The 17,515-nt window shown below is 60.9% G+C and carries 15 protein-coding genes, 1 tRNA gene and 2 pseudogenes; 7 read left to right on the forward strand and 11 right to left on the reverse strand.

Going from position 1 to position 17,515, the window contains the following annotated elements:
* Positions 1–159: 159 nt before the first annotated feature.
* A complete protein-coding gene (locus IF809_RS25355) occupies positions 160–2,154 on the reverse strand; it encodes a hybrid sensor histidine kinase/response regulator (RefSeq protein ID WP_038937192.1) in 1,995 nt (664 codons plus the stop codon).
* Positions 2,155–2,364: 210 nt separating this feature from the next.
* Here IF809_RS25355 and IF809_RS25360 point away from each other — a divergent pair, with 210 nt between their 5' ends.
* Together IF809_RS25360 and IF809_RS25365 are read left to right on the forward strand one after the other, a co-directional pair.
* A complete protein-coding gene (locus tag IF809_RS25360; protein ID WP_018646982.1) occupies positions 2,365–3,885 on the forward strand; it encodes an ATPase domain-containing protein in 1,521 nt (506 codons plus the stop codon).
* A pseudogene (locus IF809_RS25365) lies at positions 3,872–5,553 on the forward strand (ATP-binding protein). The gene IF809_RS25360 and the pseudogene IF809_RS25365 overlap by 14 nt, the downstream one beginning before the upstream one ends.
* Positions 5,554–5,980: 427 nt before the next feature.
* On the opposite strand, the gene IF809_RS25370 reads toward IF809_RS25365, so the two are convergent.
* Entirely contained in the window at positions 5,981–6,214 is a 234-nt protein-coding gene (locus tag IF809_RS25370; RefSeq protein ID WP_014497706.1) for a response regulator, read from the reverse strand.
* A 369-nt stretch (positions 6,215–6,583) separates the two neighbouring features.
* On the opposite strand from IF809_RS25370, the gene IF809_RS25375 reads away from it, so the two are divergent.
* Together IF809_RS25375 and IF809_RS25380 are read left to right on the forward strand one after the other, a co-directional pair.
* Positions 6,584–7,780, forward strand: a complete 1,197-nt coding sequence (locus IF809_RS25375; RefSeq protein WP_014497705.1) for a sensor histidine kinase — start codon at positions 6,584–6,586, stop codon at positions 7,778–7,780.
* A 179-nt stretch (positions 7,781–7,959) separates the two neighbouring features.
* Positions 7,960–8,162: pseudogene (locus IF809_RS25380) on the forward strand (transposase); the annotation flags it as partial.
* Between the two features lie 582 nt (positions 8,163–8,744).
* Here the strand turns inward: IF809_RS25380 and IF809_RS25385 are convergent.
* From IF809_RS25385 to IF809_RS25420, 8 genes are all read right to left on the reverse strand, one after another.
* The gene (locus tag IF809_RS25385) at positions 8,745–9,041 is read right to left on the reverse strand and encodes a DCL family protein (protein ID WP_011084973.1); all 297 of its coding nucleotides are present in this window, start codon (positions 9,039–9,041) and stop codon (positions 8,745–8,747) included.
* An 18-nt stretch (positions 9,042–9,059) separates the two neighbouring features.
* On the reverse strand, positions 9,060–9,311 hold the full coding sequence (locus IF809_RS25390) for a hypothetical protein (protein ID WP_232208686.1): 252 nt from the start codon (positions 9,309–9,311) through the stop codon (positions 9,060–9,062).
* Positions 9,312–9,538: 227 nt separating this feature from the next.
* Positions 9,539–10,537, reverse strand: coding sequence for a DEAD/DEAH box helicase (locus tag IF809_RS25395; RefSeq protein ID WP_014497703.1), 999 nt, complete (start codon positions 10,535–10,537; stop codon positions 9,539–9,541).
* A 51-nt stretch (positions 10,538–10,588) separates the two neighbouring features.
* Entirely contained in the window at positions 10,589–10,969 is a 381-nt protein-coding gene (locus tag IF809_RS25400; protein ID WP_011084976.1) for a hypothetical protein, read from the reverse strand.
* The gene (locus tag IF809_RS25405; protein ID WP_244429201.1) at positions 10,966–11,844 is read right to left on the reverse strand and encodes a HamA C-terminal domain-containing protein; all 879 of its coding nucleotides are present in this window, start codon (positions 11,842–11,844) and stop codon (positions 10,966–10,968) included. Before IF809_RS25405 ends, IF809_RS25400 begins: the two co-directional genes overlap by 4 nt.
* A gap of 454 nt (positions 11,845–12,298) precedes the next feature.
* Positions 12,299–12,373, reverse strand: a tRNA-Val gene (locus IF809_RS25410).
* Positions 12,374–12,534: 161 nt separating this feature from the next.
* Positions 12,535–13,833, reverse strand: coding sequence for a coiled-coil domain-containing protein (locus IF809_RS25415; RefSeq protein ID WP_128968122.1), 1,299 nt, complete (start codon positions 13,831–13,833; stop codon positions 12,535–12,537).
* Positions 13,834–13,950: 117 nt separating this feature from the next.
* Complete coding sequence (locus tag IF809_RS25420; RefSeq protein WP_220006211.1) at positions 13,951–14,559, reverse strand: DUF1134 domain-containing protein; 609 nt, start codon at positions 14,557–14,559, stop codon at positions 13,951–13,953.
* A gap of 140 nt (positions 14,560–14,699) precedes the next feature.
* Between IF809_RS25420 and IF809_RS25425 the strand changes: the two genes are divergently transcribed.
* Entirely contained in the window at positions 14,700–15,185 is a 486-nt protein-coding gene (locus tag IF809_RS25425) for a YHS domain-containing (seleno)protein (RefSeq protein ID WP_128968120.1), read from the forward strand.
* On the opposite strand, the gene IF809_RS25430 is transcribed toward IF809_RS25425, so the two are convergent.
* Positions 15,179–16,006: a 3'(2'),5'-bisphosphate nucleotidase CysQ family protein gene (locus IF809_RS25430; RefSeq protein WP_462838861.1), complete on the reverse strand. Its 828-nt coding sequence runs from the start codon at positions 16,004–16,006 to the stop codon at positions 15,179–15,181. The two genes, IF809_RS25425 and IF809_RS25430, sit on opposite strands and share 7 nt — an antisense overlap.
* A gap of 185 nt (positions 16,007–16,191) precedes the next feature.
* On the opposite strand from IF809_RS25430, the gene chpT reads away from it, so the two are divergent.
* Positions 16,192–16,845, forward strand: coding sequence for a histidine phosphotransferase ChpT (gene chpT / locus IF809_RS25435; protein ID WP_128968118.1), 654 nt, complete (start codon positions 16,192–16,194; stop codon positions 16,843–16,845).
* 197 nt (positions 16,846–17,042) lie between these two features.
* Positions 17,043–17,515: Hpt domain-containing protein (locus IF809_RS25440; RefSeq protein ID WP_462838862.1), on the forward strand; the 473-nt coding region annotated here is incomplete at its 3' end.

Below are 17,515 nucleotides of genomic sequence, written 5' to 3' on the forward strand. Positions count from 1 at the left end.
ACTGACGAACACGACATACAGAGGCACGGTGATGATAGTGGCGCCGATAAGCATGTAGTTCGCCGTCAGATTCTCGACGCGGAGCACTTTGGCCAACAAGAAGAGCGAATAGAATTGACCTGTGTACCGGATCACGGCCTGCGCTGGCGCGAATTCAATTCAGTATTGGTCAAGCCGGTCTAACATTTCGCGCACACGAAAAGCGAGTTTTGCCTGAGAGATCGGCTTCTCTAATAGCTCGACGCCCTCATCAAGGCGCCCTTGGTGGACCACGGCATTTCGCGAGTAACCTGTCATGTACAGGATCTTGATGCCTGGGCGGATCTGCTGTGCGCGCCGGCCCATCTCCCGTCCATTGATTCCCGGCATGACGACATCCGTCAGCACAAGATCAACCTTCGGCTCTTCCTGCAGAAGGATGGTCAAGGCAGCCTGGGCGCTGGATGCCACAACCACGCGATAATTTAAATCTCGCAGAAGCTCAGAAACATATGCACGCAGGTCCGTATCATCTTCGACGACGAGTATCGTCTCCAGTTTCTCACCTTCCGGGCGAAACTCGTCTGCATTACCCTCGGCGGGTCGAGCATCTCCATGGTAGCGGGGGAAATACATTCTGATGCTGGTACCTTGGCCGACTTCGCTGTAGATCTTCACGTGCCCACCCGACTGCTTTACGAAACCATAGACTTGGCTAAGTCCGAGGCCTGTCCCTTGCCCGAGCTCTTTCGTGGTAAAAAAAGGCTCGAAAGCATGATTGAGGACGTCCGCGGTCATCCCGGTCCCAGTGTCTGTTACGCAAACGATGACATAATGGCCCGGGGAGAGCTCAGGATTCACTCGGCAATAGTCCTCGTCAGCTAATACGTTCATAGCCTCGACCGTGAGTTTGCCGCCATCCGGCATCGCGTCGCGTGCGTTGATACCGAGATTGATAATGGCAGACTCGAGGTGGTTGGTATCAGCCTCGATCGACCAGAGACCCGCACTTCCGACGGTTTGAACTTCGATGCGTTCACCGAGGGTACGTTGCAGAAACTCCTGCAATCCATTCAGAAAAATATTCAGATTGATAGGCTGCGGATCCAGCGCTTGCCGACGGGAGAATGCGAGCAGGCGGCTAGTCAGTGCTGCGGCACGCTGCGCGCCCCGCTTGGCATTGGCGAGTGCCCGCTGAAGATTCGTGCTGTTAGTCAGGCCGCGGCTGTTCCGCTCCGCGGTCTCAAGGTTGCCAAGCACGATCATCAGGAGATTATTGAAGTCGTGCGCGATCCCGCCGCTGAGCTGGCCTACCGCTTCGAGCTTCTGAGAGGCGGCTAACTGCTGCTGAGTGCGCTGGAGTTCGTCCTGGGCCTGCTTTCGCTCGGTTACGTCACGCGTTACTTTTGCAAACCCAACCAATTCGCCGGCCTCGTCGGTGATGCGATCGATGACAACTGACGCCCAAAAGCGACTGCTGTCCTTTCGCACTCGCCAACCTTCAGCCTCGAAGCGTCCCAATTTGGCCGCTTCGGCGAGCGCCCGTTTCGGTACGCCAGTTTGAATATCTTCAGGCGTGTAGAAGCGACTGAAGTGCTGACCGATAATTTCATCCGGATCGTAGCCTTTGATGCGCTGTGCACCCGGATTCCAGGTGGTTATATTGCCGGCAGGATCCAGCTGAAAAATCGCATAATCGACAACAGCCTCGATCAATCGACGGTATCGTCGCTCGCTCTCCAGCAGATCGTTGTGGGCCTGCTGACGTTCTGTGATGTCGCGCGTGACCTTTGCAAAGCCGATCACCTGACCTTGCTCGTCGCGGATCGCATCCACGACGACTAACGCCCAAAAGCGGGTCCCGTCTTTGCGGACGCGCCACCCTTCGGAACTGAACCGGCCGGTCTCTGCCGCAATTTTCAACGCTGTTTGGGGAAGCTCTTTCGCGCGATCCTCGGGCGGATAAAACAATGAGAAGGACTTGCCGATGATCTCGTCCGCTGAGTAGCCCTTCAATCGCTCGGCACCGGAGTTCCAACTGCGCACGGTGCCATCTACATCGATCATGTAGATGGCGTAGTCCACGATGGAGTCGATGAGCAGTTGAAGCGGCCGCGCGTCGGCGACCCCGTCGAGCTTTGTTTGCAGTGTTTTCAACGCGTGGAGCGCTCCCAAACAGGTTCAACGTATTTGGATGCGGGATTGTTCCGTACACCGTGGCATTGTGCCCCTGTCGCCGTGGCCGGCCGAGCAATGCTTAAGACCACAGGATCGCAAGTGGTGAGTATCGCCGTCGAGGCTCCGGCTTGGCCGGGGAACCCTGCCCGGGAGCAGAAGTTTCCATAAATCAAAGGCGGCTCCGCCTGCGGCGAAACGGGGGTTGATATGGATGAGGAAAAGCGGTTGCTCGACGGCTGTGAGCTCCCGAGGATTTCCACCGGAAATTTTGGTCTAGATGACATTCTCGGAGGCGGCTTTGATCCCGAGAGAATGTATCTGTTTGAAGGCCAACCCGGTTCAGGCAAGACAACCCTCGCTCTGGAATTTTTGCTGGAAGGAGTTCGCGTCGGCGAACCGACCCTCTACATCACGCTATCGGAGACTGAGCAAGAATTGCGTCTGGTCGCAAAGCGTCATGGGTGGTCGCTCAACGGCATTACAATCTTTGAATTGATCCCGCCTGAGACCACGCTGGATCCGAGCCAGGAACTCACGGTGCTGCATCCGGCCGAGATGGAGCTTAGCGAAACCACGCAGATGATCTTTGACCGGGTCGAGGCACTGGCGCCGGCGCGAATTGTACTCGATAGCCTGTCGGAGCTTCGCCTGCTGGCACAAAGCCCCCTTAGATACCGCCGTCAGATCCTCGCGTTGAAACACTTCTTTTCAGGTCGCAAGTCCACTGTGGTTTTGCTTGATGACCTTTCATCACAGCAGAACGATCTGCAATTGCATTCGATCGCCCATGGCGTTGTGCTTCTTGAACAGTTGGCAATCGATTACGGCGCGCAGCGGCGACGCCTTCGTGTCGTGAAGATGCGTGGTATCGAATTCAAGGGGGGATTTCACGACTTCACCATCCGGCATGGTGGTCTCATGGTTTACCCCCGACTTGTCGCAGCAGAACATCATAAGGAATTCGACAGCGACGTCGTCTTGAGCGGCAATCCGGAACTGGACACTCTTCTGGGCGGTGGCCTTGAGCGCGGAACGAATGTGCTCCTCATCGGTGCAGCGGGCGTTGGAAAATCATCGCTGGCGCTTACCTATGCGATCGCAGCCGCAGCCCGAAACGAACGCTCCGTGATTTTTGCCTTCGACGAAGGACGCGGCACTGTGAGTGCGCGAGCGAAGACGTTGGGACTTCCACTTCAAGACGGGCTCGATAAAGGCTTGATCGATTTTCAGCAAATCGACCCTGCTGAAATGGCGCCAGGCGAGTTTGCCGACGCGGTGCGGAGCAGCGTAGAACGTGCTGACGCGCGGGTAGTGATAATCGACAGCCTCAATGGCTATCTCAATGCGATGCCGGATGAGCGCTTTTTGATTCTTCAGATGCACGAGCTGCTGAGCTATCTCAGTCATCGCGGCGCCCTGACCATCCTCGTGCTGGCTCAGCATGGCCTCGTCGGACCGATGGATACGCCGCTGGACATTAGTTATCTCGCCGATGGCGTGCTGATGCTGCGTTATTTCGAGTTTGATGGCAGCGTGCGGCGCGCACTGTCCGTCGTGAAAAAGCGAAGCGGCAATCACGAACATACGATCCGAGAATTCAAACTGAGCCACCAAGGCATCACCGTCGGACCCCCGCTAAAGGGTTTCAGTGGCATTTTCGGCGGTACGCCGGTGTACAAGGGGGAGGAGGCACCTTTGATGCCTCGGGACACCGATGGTCCGGCCTGAAACGCCAAAAGGCGTGGTTTTGGTCCTGATGCCCATTGGACGGGACGCGGCAACTGTTGCCAAGTTGATCGAAAGGGCAGGCTTACGTCCCGTGGTCTGCAACACGCTTCAGGAAGTGATAGAGAATCTCGAGTGGGTCATCGAAGTCGTGGTTGTGGCGGAGGAGGCGCTCTACGGCAATAATGCCCGCGTTCTGGAGGACTGGGTGGGCCGTCAGCCACCGTGGTCCGATCAACCCTTTGTCGTACTGACCAACCGCAATGAAGGTGGCAAGTTTGCCGCGTTCAGGCGGGAGTTGGTCATTCGCCTGCGTAACGTGGGCTTTCTCGAGCGCCCCTTTAGGCCATCACGCTTCAGGCCACGGTACTTTCCGCAGAGCGCGCTCGAAGACGACAGTATCAAACTCGTGCGTACCTTGAGGCGCAGCGCGGCGCCTCTGCCGAACTGGAGCGTTTGGTTGCGGAGAGAACGGCTGACCTTGAGCGGGCGAACAGTCAACTCCGGGAAGAAATTGCGGGTCGCGAGCGGGCCCAGGCAGCGTTGCTGCAGGCACAGAAAATCGAGGCGTTGGGCCAACTTGTCGGCGGGGTCGCGCACGATTTCAATAACCTGCTTATGGCTGTCATCGGCAACCTCGACCTGCTTTCGAAAAAACTAGGTGAAGATGCTCGACTTCACAGGCTCCTGGATGGCGCCATGGAGGGCGCCCGCCGTGGCGCCACTCTAACACAAAGGCTACTCGCTTTTGCGCGCAAGCAGGAACTGAAGGCGCAAGCTACAGACGTCCGAAGTCTTGTGGAAGACATGATAGGCCTCATAGATCGTTCGGTGGGTCCGATGGTTCGGATCGAGCTTCACGCCGAAGACAATATGCCGGTCGTCGACGTCGACCCGAACCAGCTCGAAATGGCTCTGCTCAATCTCGCCGTGAATGCCCGGGACGCTATGATTACTGGCGGCGTCCTCACGATCGGGCTGTCCGAGCAAATTGTCGACATCGACGATCAGCTTGGTGTCCAACCAGGCCGATACGTGGTGCTCTCGGTGCGAGATACTGGAGAAGGAATGGACGCACAAACGCTGGCCCGGGCCGTAGAACCTTTCTTCTCAACGAAGGGAGTCGGCAAGGGCACGGGTTTGGGTTTGTCCATGGTGTTCGGCCTGGCGCAACAATCCGGAGGTGCCCTGCGGCTCGAAAGCACCCCCTCAAGCGGGACAACCGCCAGACTTTGGCTTCCCGTTGCCAGTGAAACGTCGCCGCCTTCCGGACGCGCGCCGAACATCGTTACCCAAGCCTCGGCGCCAGCGAAGATTCTTTTTGTAGACGACGATCTTCTGATCGCCGGCAGTACTGTCGATCTGCTGGAAGACCTGGGACATCAGGTGATTGAAGCGCATTCCGCCATTGAGGCGTTGCGGCTTCTTGAAAGTGGCTTAGCTGCTGATCTTTTAATAACCGACCACGCGATGCCAGGAATGACAGGAATCGAATTGGCCCGAGAAGTGCGCCGCCAATATCCTCGACTTCCGATCTTGCTTGCGACGGGGTTCGCTGAACTGGAAGGAAGCGAAGTGGTAGACGTCGCACGTCTCGCGAAACCTTACACGCAAGCTCAACTTGCGACGGAGATCGCGCACCTCCTGCCGAATGGAAGGGATGGCTTCTAATGCCGCTCAGCGGCAGCGTGCACCTGCCGGGTAGACGGATTTCGAGCCGTCCCTTCAGGTGGTTTGTGCGCGCGCCGTAGAAAAGCGGCGCTGCGGCCTTCCGCCGGGCGTCCCCCATTCGATGACGAGTGGGGGTAGTGCCTGAAACGCCGGGCCGTTATACGCGTTCGCTCAGGCCGCCTTGGACTCGATCTGGTGCACGTTGGCCTGCGCCGCGCCATTGATGGCGATGCGCAACGGCGGCGGCGTGAACTATGTTTTTTGGGGCCCGGCGCGCGGCGAAGTTCAGCTTGTGCTTCTGCTTCTCCCAACGGGCGTTGCTTACGAGCGCCCTCCAATGCGGCCCGCTCGGCCTCGATAGCCTAGTCGAACTAGCCCAGCGAGGCTTGATTGGTTCTTCAGCTTTCTCGCCCATGAGACCGGCTCGCTAGTCTGCGGGCGGGATCGGCGGGGCCGCGTTAAGAAGCTGCGATATCGCGGTTACGATCTGAGCAGGGGCAAAGGGCTTTGCAAGCAGTAGGCTGTTTGGGACGCCCTCGGACGCCCATTCCTCCCCGTGAGTGCCGGTCATGTAGATGATGGGCATCGTCGGATCGATCTCCCGGGCAGAGCGACCGACCTTCCATCCATCGAGCTTTCCCAGCAGGTTGATGTCGGTCACGACCGCCCGGAATTTGGATTCGTCGTCCTGCCTGCAAAAGAGTAATGGCTTCCTCGCCAGACGCCGTCAGGGTGGACGCAAAGCCGCCGTCTGAAAGAGCTTCTTCGACCATAGCCCGAATAAGCTGGTCGTCCTCGACGACCAGAATCTTAACCGCATCGGTCAAAGCCAATCTCCCCCTGGCTGCCTCGTCGCAGTCGCGCGGCAGGGTAAGACGTGGTGGAACAGTAAGTTCCATAATTGAGATCCTACTAGGGTATTTTCCAGCAAGGCCGCGCCAAGCACTAGACGCTAGGAAAGAGGTTAGGCGCGTAACTTATCATGCTACAAGCCGAAGGCGGGCCAGCCAGGGTTCGAAGGGACGAGTTCATGCCAACCCTCACGGGGACAGAATCCGTGACGTCTCCCGTCGCATCGACCGGGGCAACCAGACAGGAACTTCCGTACCGGTTGAGGCAACAGTCCTTGCTGGGCGAGTTCGGCCGAACCGCGCTGCAGACCCGCGACATCGGCCAGATACTCCAACGAGCGACGCAGCTCTGTGCCCAGGGTCTCGAAACACCTTTTGCCAAGGTCCTGGAGTACATGCCGGAGGAAAAACGGTTGCTGGTGAGCGCAGGCGTCGGATGGGCGCCGGAGACGATCGGCCAGATATCCCTGGGCGTCGATCTGGAGTCTCCCGCCGGCTACGCGTTCCATACCGGCCAAATCGTCATTTCCAACCACCTGCAGGAAGAAACCCGCTTTCGAACGCCGAAACTACTGTCGGAGCACGGCATCAAGCGCGCCATCAACGTTCTCATCGCGCGGGGCGGCGAAGGTCATCTACCGTTTGGTGTTCTGGAAGTCGACAGCGCTGACTCGGGTCAGTTCGATCTCGCGGATGCTGATTTCCTTGCCGGCTTTGCGGGCCTGCTCGGCATCGCCATTGAGCGGCAGCATGCCGACGCCGAGCTCCAAAAAGCCCTCGAGCACCAAGCCATGTTGACTCGAGAGATGAGCCACCGTGTCAAGAACAGCCTGGCGTCGGTGGTAGGCCTGCTCCGCGTCCAGTCCCGCAGCGCACAGTCCGAGGAAGTTCAAAACGCGCTCAAGGACGCCGCTTCCCGCATCACGACGATCGCCCAGGTTCACGACCACCTGTGGCGCAGCACCAGGATCGGGTTTGTCGATATTGCGGACTTCGCGGGCGAGCTTTGCAGGAAGCTGCAAGAAACGCTCGCCTACAAGATTGACTGTAAGTTCGACCACCTGATGATTCCGGCGGACAAGGCAATTCCGCTTGGCCTCCTGATCAATGAGCTTGTCACGAACGCGGCGAAGCACGCCTACTCCGACAAGTCCGGCGAAATCCAGGTGGCGGGCGCGGGGCGCGGAGCCGATTTGCATGTCGTGGTAGCGGATCAGGGCGTGGGACTGCCGGCGGATTTCGATATGGACCAGCCGCGAGCGAGCCTGGGCTTCAAGGTGATCAAGAGCCTGCTTGCCCAACTCAATGGACGCATCGCGGTCTCATCAAACGAGCCAAAGGGCACAACAATCCAACTTGATGTGCCGCTCGATTAGAGGAAGTTCCGTCCATCCTACATCCCGGACCTGTCATGGCTTCACGAACTGATAGGCGAAGCGATCGGTCTCGCCCTTGATCGAGGGATCGAACACCTTCATCGAGTGCGGATCGTCCTTGTTCGCGAGCATTGTGCTTTCCGCGTCCAGTACGAAGCCGGCCGCCTCCACCTCCTCGCAGTGAGATTCATGCACTCGTGGATGCCAACGGCCTGCCGGTCCGGCTGGCGCTGACGCCCGACGAGGCTCACGAGAATCGGCTTGCCAGAAAGCGACTATCTTGTCTGAAGCGCGGATCGATGCAGCTTTCTGACGTGGCTACGACGCCGACTGGATTAAGGAGCTCGCCACGAAGAACGGCGCATGGGCCAACGTCCCGCCAACCCGATCTGCTTCGCTCACCGTGCACCAAGATGGTGCACCATGTTTTGCCGGCGCCCCACTGACCCGACAGCAAGCCATGCCCCACCGCTGGCATCAGCCGTTTGATTAGCCATGCCTTGAGCGGCCGCGGATCTGCATCCCCGTGTGAATTGTGAATAAAGTGCGGCAACTTCGGATCCTGCCGCGACGCCTCATCGATTTCGTCGAGATCATCCTCAATATCGTCTTCGTCTGGATCTGGCGCCGGTGTCTCCGGTTTAGGCGAAATTGGCTTGAGTATCTCCCGCGGCGCGTTTCGACAATTTTCTCGGGCGCCTTCATGCCGTCGAGCAGCGGCAACGCCCTATCAGTGTACTTGCTGGCGCTCCTGGAGATCTCGCGGGAAGTCGACCCTCTGCGAAATAGCGGCCGGCAACCTACTCGTTGCGTTGCCACACGCACGCTCGATGTTTCAGCGAGCGCCGTTCTCGTTGCGAAAGGCAGCAATGAAATCGCAACGAATTGGGTGAAACGACCGTGAACAAAACGGGACGAGGACGATCACCACACCAAGAAAGATCAATAACTTAGAATTGCTTAGCTAGGTACCGTAGATACAGGCCCTATGAGAAAACTTTTCGGTCGTTCCGTCAGTACGGTTCAACCAGAAGCATTTCGTACCGAAGTCAGCAGTTCGGACGTTAAAGTGGGTAATTCCGCATCCCTTCTTGGCCTCGGCATCGGGATGGTGCTCCAGTGCCGCTCGTAGAATCACTGTGTCATTGGCGCCAACCCGATCGCCCACGTCGTACCGGTGAAGCATGTCATTCAAATAAGCAACGGCGTCACCTCTTTTGGCGAAGTGCAGTGGGCCGAGGTCGATCGGCTTCGCGGGCATGTGAAACCTCCATTCCAATCAAGCGGTAGAATTGCTGTCCACGTCGTCGAGCGGCAGAAGCCGCTCGCGTAGCTCGCGGACGATGATGACCGGGAAATCCATGGCTTCGAGCTGACCTTCGCGTTCGGTGACCCACGCCACGCATTCCTCCTTACTGAGATCGGTCTTCTCGTACAAGGCAACCGCGCTCATGCGGGAGAGACCGAGTTCCATGAGTGAGAGGAGGGTCCTCGACGAAATACCAAACTCAAGTTGTGTGCCGATGTCCAAGCCGTGATCAATCAGGTCCTCACGGTTGATCTGGCGGAGATTATGTGCAGGACATCCATGTAGGCGGACAGATACTTCGGCGCCTTGAATCGCGCGACTTGCTCGACCAGCTCCATCGTGTTGCGGATCTGCACCGGAAGGCTGTAGGTCCTACCGGTGGTACTCGATGTTCCCGCGGATCATCTCGGCCAACCTCAAGGACTCGGGCGCCTATCTGCTCACCACATTCATGCGGCTCGGGTCCATTTCGGCGGCCAGTCTCTCGAAGCGCCACGATGCCGCGTCGATGGCATATTGCCGAAGTGGAACGCGACCCCGCGTTCAACGAGCGGTGCAAGGCGGAAGTTGGGGCGTACGCCCTTCCGGGCGAGGTCGGCGAGCTGTGCAAGCTCCGGATCGATTGAGCCAGGCTGAGGCAGGAGCTGGCTAACCAGATCGGCGACATCCTCCGACTCTCCGGCGCCGTTCGTGTAGACGAGCGTTCCGCCTCTCTGGCCCGCCGCTGCGGCGATGAAGGCGAGGCGCTTCCTAAGTCCCGCTGGCGTGCTTGCGAGCTGGAGCGTTCCGACTGGAAGTGTCGAACCCTGCTGTCGGACGGTCAGGTTCCAGAGCTTCGGCTTGCGTGGGGTTTGGTTCGCGACGATCAGGTTCTGGAGAACGGTGGGAGCGTCGCTGTCGACGGCGACAGTCTGCACACCGTCGGGCGCGTCCGTTAGCAATGCCTCCGGGTTCTGTGTCGCGGGGCTGATGAATACGACCTTCAGCTTCGAGTTCGCACGGCTAGCCCGCTCTACGGCGTCCTGCAAGATCACGCCGCGTTGGCTGTCCTCGATTTTGTGCGCCTCGTCCACGATAAGCAGGTCAATTGAGAACGCGTCGCCGAGCACGTTGGCGAGAAGGTGCAGCCGCTCCTGCGTGGAGACTAGAATTACTTGCGCGCCTCCAGCGCGCGCCGCTTCGTACTTGTCACGGAGGGGAAGGGACGACACCTCGATGCGCTTGGTCTTGCCGAGAAGACCTTGGAGAGTGGTCTCGATCTCCGAAACTAACACGCGGGTAGGGGCGAGGTAGACTGCGACCCGGGTGTCACCCGCGCTTAGTTGGTCGATCAACCACTGAAGGACGAGAAACGTCTTCCCGGAGGCAGTGGGGGCGGACGCCGAGAGCCAACTTCCTCCGCCCGCATTGGCCAGAAGCGTTGCTGAAAATCGTTCACCTGCAGCCAAGCGCCGCTCGATTCCACCAGGATGGAACGGTCCATCTCGCGACGCTGGGATTCAAGGCGCAGCGCCACACCTAGCCGTCCGGTCGAGACCGGCCGTCAGTAGGTGGCGATCGTTGGCTAGCGTGATGGCCCGGTAATTGGAGAGCTTGCCCAACAGGACAGCGCCCGCGTCCTTGAGTGCTTGATCGTCCGTCAGAGAGATCGCCGCAGTTGCGATCCGGAGCGCGGCCTCCTGGTCGATCCGTTGATCGGACCGCGCCAATATGCTGCCGGCGAGCAGCAGCCTTGGCCAATCGATCGCCACGGCAGAGGGGGCGGCGGGTTCGGGCACTAGGTTGTCAAGTTCGGTGCGCACGGTGAGTCGAATGATCGCATCGAGATCGTCGCGAATTCCTTCCTGAAGAAGCCACGACTGGAGACCGACTAGGCTCATTCCGTCTTAATCCCCATCGCTCTGAGAAATGCGGCGCGGAAGCCGTCGGCCGACGGCAGCGGGATGCAAAACAGCTCGATTTCCATCTGGTCGAGCTTCTCCGACTTGAGCCGCTCGCCGATCCTTTTGCTCCAAACGGTCAGTTCCGCGCGTGAGGCCTCAACGATCTCCTCCGCGATCGCCTTTACGTCATCTTTCGGATAGAACGGCGCGTCGAAGCCCACCAGGGCCACGCCGCAGTATTGGACCCGCTTGGACATCACCGACGACTTGTCAAAATACTTCTTCAGCGCGTCGGTGAGCGTCGCATCACTGAGGTCGGCCTTGTCGCTCAGGAGCACCAGATCGCGTTCCCCGTCGGTTTCCTCGTGTTCTGGTTCAATGAGGAAGGGAGCGAGTGAGGCGAGGCAGTCGCGGATCGCGGCTCCCGCGTCCTTGTAGATTTTGGATTCACCCCAGTAGAGCTTCGGGATGCCTTCCGGCATCACGCCAGCGTACACCCCATCGGCTCCATGGTAGTGTAGGCGCGTGTCTGTCTTGAGATCCATCTTGCACAGAATCTGAGGCAGCTTGAGGAAGCGCTCGGCCAATAAGAACAGCAGCATCTCGCCGCCCTCTCCGGTCTTCGCCAAATCGGTGAACGACCGCTTGGCGCGCTCGACGAGTTCGGCGACCGCCTCGGTGCTATTGTACTTGGCGTCGCGCGCTTTCGCTGCAGCGAGCTTCGAGCGCGGTATCGCATAGTCGACTACGGCGTTCCGCATGAACTCCGCCAGCCGGTGCGGCTGGACGCGGCCGTTTCCATCCACTGTGAGGCAATGACAGTGGATCTTGACCGAATGACCCTCGATGAGGACGTCGCGCTCCACCAACATGAGGTGAACGTCGAGTGCTTCCGGATTCCCTGTCACGCGCGGACGTGAGATCAGTCGCGGTGATGGTCGACAGACGGCCTACCCCCTTGTTCGTACGCCCGTCTGCCCCCAGACGAGTCAACCCATAATTGTAACCACCTAGACCTCCGCAGTCCATGTTCGGCGGGAATTGCCATCGAATCCGCGATGATCGCGAGCGGCGCTTTCATGCGCTGCGGACTAGACCAAAGCCTTCACGCGCGTCGTCGCTGTTGCTCGCAAGTCTAGAGCAGCATCGCATGCTCTTTACGAAAACATGCTCGGCAATAACGCGCCTGCCGTCTGCTCTTGGATGGTTGGCTTCTCGGAAACGACTGACCAAGGTAGGAGCCGATGTGCCCCTATTGTGCCCCCGCTTTTTTGGGGCACATTACAGGGGAAGCCAGCGACTAAATCATTGAATTCAGGTTTGAAATGGTGGGCGCACAAGGGATCGAACCTTGGACCTCTCCCGTGTGAAGGGAACGCTCTCCCGCTGAGCTATGCGCCCGGGACCATCATGCAGACGGCCGGACTTTTCGGCCGGCCGGCGCATTTGGAGCCCGCGATTTAGAAGTGCGGGGTAGAAGTGTCAAGTTTTCAGGCGGCTTGACGCCGGAAAACCTCGTCTCGATCGCTCAAATCGCCGGGCGAGGCCGGGTTTCGGACGATTTACGCGCCCTGCTGGCGGGCGCGGGAGGCGTGGGCCTGGAGCGCGCGGATGCGCTCGGCCAGCGTTCCGCCGCCCTCGGGCAGGGGGCTTGCGGCCGCGCCGTTGCTCGCGACGCCCCCCGCCGGGCGCGGCGCCGGTTTCGGCGGCTGGCCGGCCTCGGCCGCGAGCAGCGCCTCGATCGGCGAGTTCGGACCCTCGAGCTGCATCGCGAGCTTGGCCACTTCGGCGGCGATGTCGTTGATCCGCTCGCGCAACAGCGCGTTCTCCATCCGCTCGGTGGCCCAGGAGCTTTCCGCCTGCTGCTGGATCGCATTGATGTCGCGCTGGACCTTGGCGCGCTCGTCGCGGGCGATGCGCAGCTGCTCTTCCAGCGCGGCCTTCTCGGCGCGGAGCTGCTCCATCGCGGCTGACGACTTGCCGCCGCTCAAGGCCGCCATCTCGACGCGCAGCTCCTTGATGGTGCGCTCGGCGGCCTCGTTCGCCTGGCGGAGCTGGTTGTTCTCGTAGTCGCGCTCGGCGAGCAGTTTGCCTTGCGTGGAGAGGCGGCCTTCGAGATCGGCGACGCGGCCCGAGAGCATCTCGGCCTCCTTCACCTGCACGATCAGCTCGCGATCGAGCTCGGTGACCCGCTGGCTCAGATTCTCGACGCGGCCGCGCGCCTCGGCGAGCTCGCGCGAGGCGGTCTCGGATTCGGTCCGCTCCTGCGCCAGGCGCGCCTGCGTCGCCGCAAACTCCTTCTCGGCGTCGCCGACGCGGTTCTTCAATTCGTCGATCTGCGCGCGCACCGCGACCAGCTCGACCTGACGGGTCTCCGCCATCATCGAGCGGTCGGATAGTTCGGCATTGATCTTTGCGAGCTCGGCCTGCTTGTCGGCCAGCGCGATCCCGGCCTCGCGCAAGGCTTCGGTCTTGGCGTTGAATTCCTCCTCGGTGGCGCGGAGCTGCTCCTTCACCGCCTTCTCGCGCGCCTCCAGCGCGAAGATCGTGGCGTTCTTCTCGCCGAGCTCGATCTTCATGCGGTTGATGGCATCGCTCTTCTTGCCGAGCTCGGCGAGCTGGCTCGTGGTCTTGTTCTTGAGCTGCTCGACGCTCATCTCCAGCCGCCGCGCCGACATCGCGAACTCGGCGCGCAGCTGGTCCTTGTCGGCCTGGATCTCCGCCATCGAGAGTGGCGTCGCCGCCTCGAGCCGGCGCGTGGTCAGGCGCACCGCGCGGTTATGCACCAGCGGCACGATCGCAAGCCCGCACAGCATCGACAGCAGGAAACCGATCGCCAGGTACATGATCGGTTCGATCATGGGCCAGAACTCCGAAAGCTAAGGAAAAATTTACCAACGACAATGCATGCGGGGCCGGCAAAAAGCCAGCCCCCGCCTGTCGTTAACCTTGATCCGTAGTGGTACGGACGCGTTTGCCTAGAACGGGTTCCAGGTCGCGCGCGGTGTGTATTTGAGATAGCCGATATTGGCGCCGAGGCGAAGCCCGAGGCCGGAGCGGATCGGCACCAGCACGATGTTGTTGGCGGTGAGCGCCGTCATGCCGAAGCCGCCGATGATATAGGCCGAGCCGTCGATGCCGGCGAAGCGCTGGTAGATCGCGTTCGTGGCGGGCAGGTTATAGACCAGCGTCATGGTGCGCGCGCCGTCGCCGCCCCAGTCGAAGCCGAGCGAGGGACCCTGCCAGTAGACACGGAGGTCGCCGGCGTTCTTGGTGTAGAGCGTGCCCTCCCCATAGCGGAGGCCGGCAACGAAGGCGCCGGAGCCTTCCTCGCCCAGGATGTAGCCGTTCGGCAGGCCCCATTGGCTGACCGCCTTCTCGATGATCGAGGCCAGCCCGCGTGAGACGTTGCCGAAGAAGCGGTGGCCGGCGGTGACGAGCTCGTCCGGCCCATAGGTGTTGGGCGTCGGGGTCCGCTGCGGCGGCGGCAGGTCGGGCGGGGGCGCGGCCGTCTGGGCCGAGGCCGGCACGGTCCAGCCAGCCAGCGCGATGAGCGCCACTGCGGCAAGGCGTGATGCGAAAGTCATAAAAGAACCCCTGATATCGATTCCGTCCGCTTCCCTTAACCTGACGCCAACAGGCACGGCTCTAGGTTGCGCCGGATGTCCCCTCGACTCGGATGTTATCCGCAGCAACTATGACGGCACAACGGCAGGAAGATAGCCCTTTGCGCCCCGGAATTGCCTTGATCGGCGCCCTGGTCTGCATGCTGGCGGGCATTTGGCTCGGCTGCTCCGGGTTGACGGCGCAGGCCGCGACCACCGAACGGATCGTGGTCAATCGCTTCTCGGGCGTCGCCATCGAAGGTTTCGACCCCGTGGCCTATTTCGTCGATGGCGGGGCGGAGCTGGGAACGGCGGAGTTCGAGGCCAACCTCTGGGGCGCGGTCTGGCGCTTCCGCAACGACGGCAACCGGGCGGAATTCCTCGCCCATCCCGAAATCTACGGGCCGCAGTTCGGTGGTTACGACCCCGTCGACATCGCGCGCGGCGTGACAATTGCCGGCAATCCCCGCTTCTTCGCGATCTCGGCGCAGCGCCTCTATCTGTTCAGCCGCGAGGACAACCGCGACGCCTTCGCCGCCAATCCGGAACGCTTCCTGTATGAGGTCGGCAAGCGATGGCCGGCGCTGCAGGACAAGCTCAGTCAGTAGGTCGCTACCGCTTCGGCATCGCCCCAGGCGATGAACGCGGGGATGATGAAGCCGGTGTCGCCGCGCTCGCCGAAGCGAAGCTCGCCGCCCTTGTCGTCGGTGACCTTGCCGCCGGCGGCGGTCACCACCGCGCAACCCGCCCCAACGTCCCATTCGCAAGTCGGCCCGAAGCGGGGATAGATATCGGCGCTGCCCTCCGCGATCCGGCCGAACTTCACGGCCGAGCCGCAGGTCTTTCTGACCGCGTTGGGCCTGTGATCGATGAATGCTTCGCTTTTGGGATCGCCATGCGAGCGGCTCACCGCCGCGACCCAGGGCTCGCCGTGCCCGGGCAGTTTGCGCGTCCGGATCGGTTCGGCGGCTTTGATGGTCGCGCCGTCAAACCTTACGCGCTCGGCGCCACGGCCGACAATCCCGCGCCAGAGCAGCCCGAGCGCGGGTGCGCTGACGATGCCGAGCCGCGGCACGCCCTCCGTCACGAGAGCGAGGTTGACGGTGAATTCGTCGCGGCCGGCGACGAACTCCTTGGTGCCGTCGAGCGGATCGATCAGGAAGAAACTGCCGCGAAACGGCGGCGAGGCGAGGTGGGTCCGCTCCTCCGAGAGTGTCGGCACGTCGCCAGCAAGCCTCGCCAGCCCCTCCGCAATGATCCGGTCGGCGGCAAGGTCCGCTTCGGTCACCGGCGAGCCGTCCTGCTTGCCGTCGACCCGCATTGCCGCGCGGTTGACGCCAAGGATCGCCTCGCCGGCCTGCACCACCAGTGCGGTCAGGGGCTCCATCAGCCGGTCAGCGGCCTCGCTGTCGATGATCCTCACCTGCATGCCTCATTCATCGGCAAGCCTCGCCCTTCCTCACGTGATTCGCCCCGATTGGTTCGAGCGGCTTTATGGCCGCTTCGCACCTATCGCAAGCTAGCTGCCACCGGCTGGCGAATGTTAGAACCCACAGCATCCGTCAAGCATGCGTGATTCGCCGCGTCCGCGCCGTGCAATTCCAGGAACCCTTTATGTCCGACGCTCCGTCTTCCGGTACCGCTTCCGCTCCCGATATGCTCGAACTCGCGGCGCTCCTGTGCTCGCGGGTCTGCCATGATCTCATCAGCCCGGTCGGCGCCATCGTCAATGGGCTTGAAGTCCTCGACGACGATCCCAAGCCCGAGGACCGCGAATTCGCGCTCGACCTGATTCGCAAAAGCGCGAAGACGGCCTCCGCCCGCCTGCAGTTCTGCCGCTTGGCCTTCGGCGCCGCCGGCTCCTCCGGTGCGCAGATCGACCTCGGCGATGCCCAGACGATGGCAAAGGGTCACATCGAGGACGGCAAGTGCACGATCACGTGGAATCTGCCGCGGCTGCTGCTGCCGAAAAATCGCGTCAAGCTGCTGCTCAACATGCTGGTCGTCTCCCAGCACACGATTCCGCGCGGCGGTATGCTCACGGTCGATCCGATCGGAGAGGGCGAGACGATGAGCTTCCGCATCACTGCGACCGGACATAACGCTCGCCTGCCGCAGAACATCTCCGAGCTTCTGAGCGGCGCGCGCGGGCCGGCCGCGGATGCGCATGCGATCCAGCCCTATTATACGCGGCTGTTGGCGCAGGCCTGCGGTCTCACCGTGACGCTCAAGCCTGAAGGCGAAGCGATCATCGTTACCGCTTCGTAAACGCGCGCGTCGCGCTCAGGGGTTAATGCAATCTTTACGAGGCGCTTCGGCTTGTCCGGAGCGCCTTATCTCTTTGTTGGTTCCGTTCTTTTGCACATACTCAACCAATATTAAACGCTTTGCGGTGAAGCTGGCCCAATTCTGAAGTGGCGCATCACATCTCGTGCGTGCCCCTCCCTGTATGAAGGCCTGTTTTCATGGATGATCTGTTGCGGGAGTTTCTGACGGAGACCAGCGAGAGCCTGGACACCGTTGACAATCAGCTGGTGAAGTTCGAGCAGGAGCCGAACAACGCCAAGATCCTGGATAACATCTTCCGCCTGGTCCACACCATCAAGGGGACGTGCGGCTTCCTCGGGTTGCCGCGGCTCGAAGCGCTGGCGCATGCCGGCGAGACGTTGATGGGCAAATTCCGCGACGGCATGCCGGTGACCGGCCAGGCCGTGACGGTGATCCTGTCCTCGATCGACCGCATCAAGGAGATCCTGGCTGGGCTCGAGGCGACCGAAGCCGAGCCGGAGGGCAACGACCGCGATCTCATCGACAAGCTGGAAGCGATGGTCGAGCAGGGCATGGCGGCCATGGCCGCAGGTAGTGCTGCTCCCATTGCCGAAGCGCCGCCGCTGGTGCCGGAAGCGCCTGTTGCCGCACCTGCAGCTCCCGCCAAGGA

This window comes from Bradyrhizobium sp. UFLA06-24, assembly GCF_054967145.1.

Bases quoted from the DNA above. Each gene is read 5' to 3' on its own strand.
- IF809_RS25360 (WP_018646982.1), top strand. From the start codon at position 2,365: ATGGATGAGGAAAAGCGGTTGCTCGACGGCTGTGAGCTCCCGAGGATT.
- IF809_RS25375 (WP_014497705.1), top strand. From the start codon at position 6,584: ATGCCAACCCTCACGGGGACAGAATCCGTGACGTCTCCCGTCGCATCG.
- IF809_RS25385 (WP_011084973.1), bottom strand. From the start codon at position 9,041: ATGCCCGCGAAGCCGATCGACCTCGGCCCACTGCACTTCGCCAAAAGA.
- IF809_RS25400 (WP_011084976.1), bottom strand. From the start codon at position 10,969: ATGAGCCTAGTCGGTCTCCAGTCGTGGCTTCTTCAGGAAGGAATTCGC.
- IF809_RS25405 (WP_244429201.1), bottom strand. From the start codon at position 11,844: ATGTTGGTGGAGCGCGACGTCCTCATCGAGGGTCATTCGGTCAAGATC.
- IF809_RS25415 (WP_128968122.1), bottom strand. From the start codon at position 13,833: ATGATCGAACCGATCATGTACCTGGCGATCGGTTTCCTGCTGTCGATG.
- IF809_RS25420 (WP_220006211.1), bottom strand. From the start codon at position 14,559: ATGACTTTCGCATCACGCCTTGCCGCAGTGGCGCTCATCGCGCTGGCT.
- IF809_RS25430 (WP_462838861.1), bottom strand. From the start codon at position 16,006: ATGCAGGTGAGGATCATCGACAGCGAGGCCGCTGACCGGCTGATGGAG.
- chpT (WP_128968118.1), top strand. From the start codon at position 16,192: ATGTCCGACGCTCCGTCTTCCGGTACCGCTTCCGCTCCCGATATGCTC.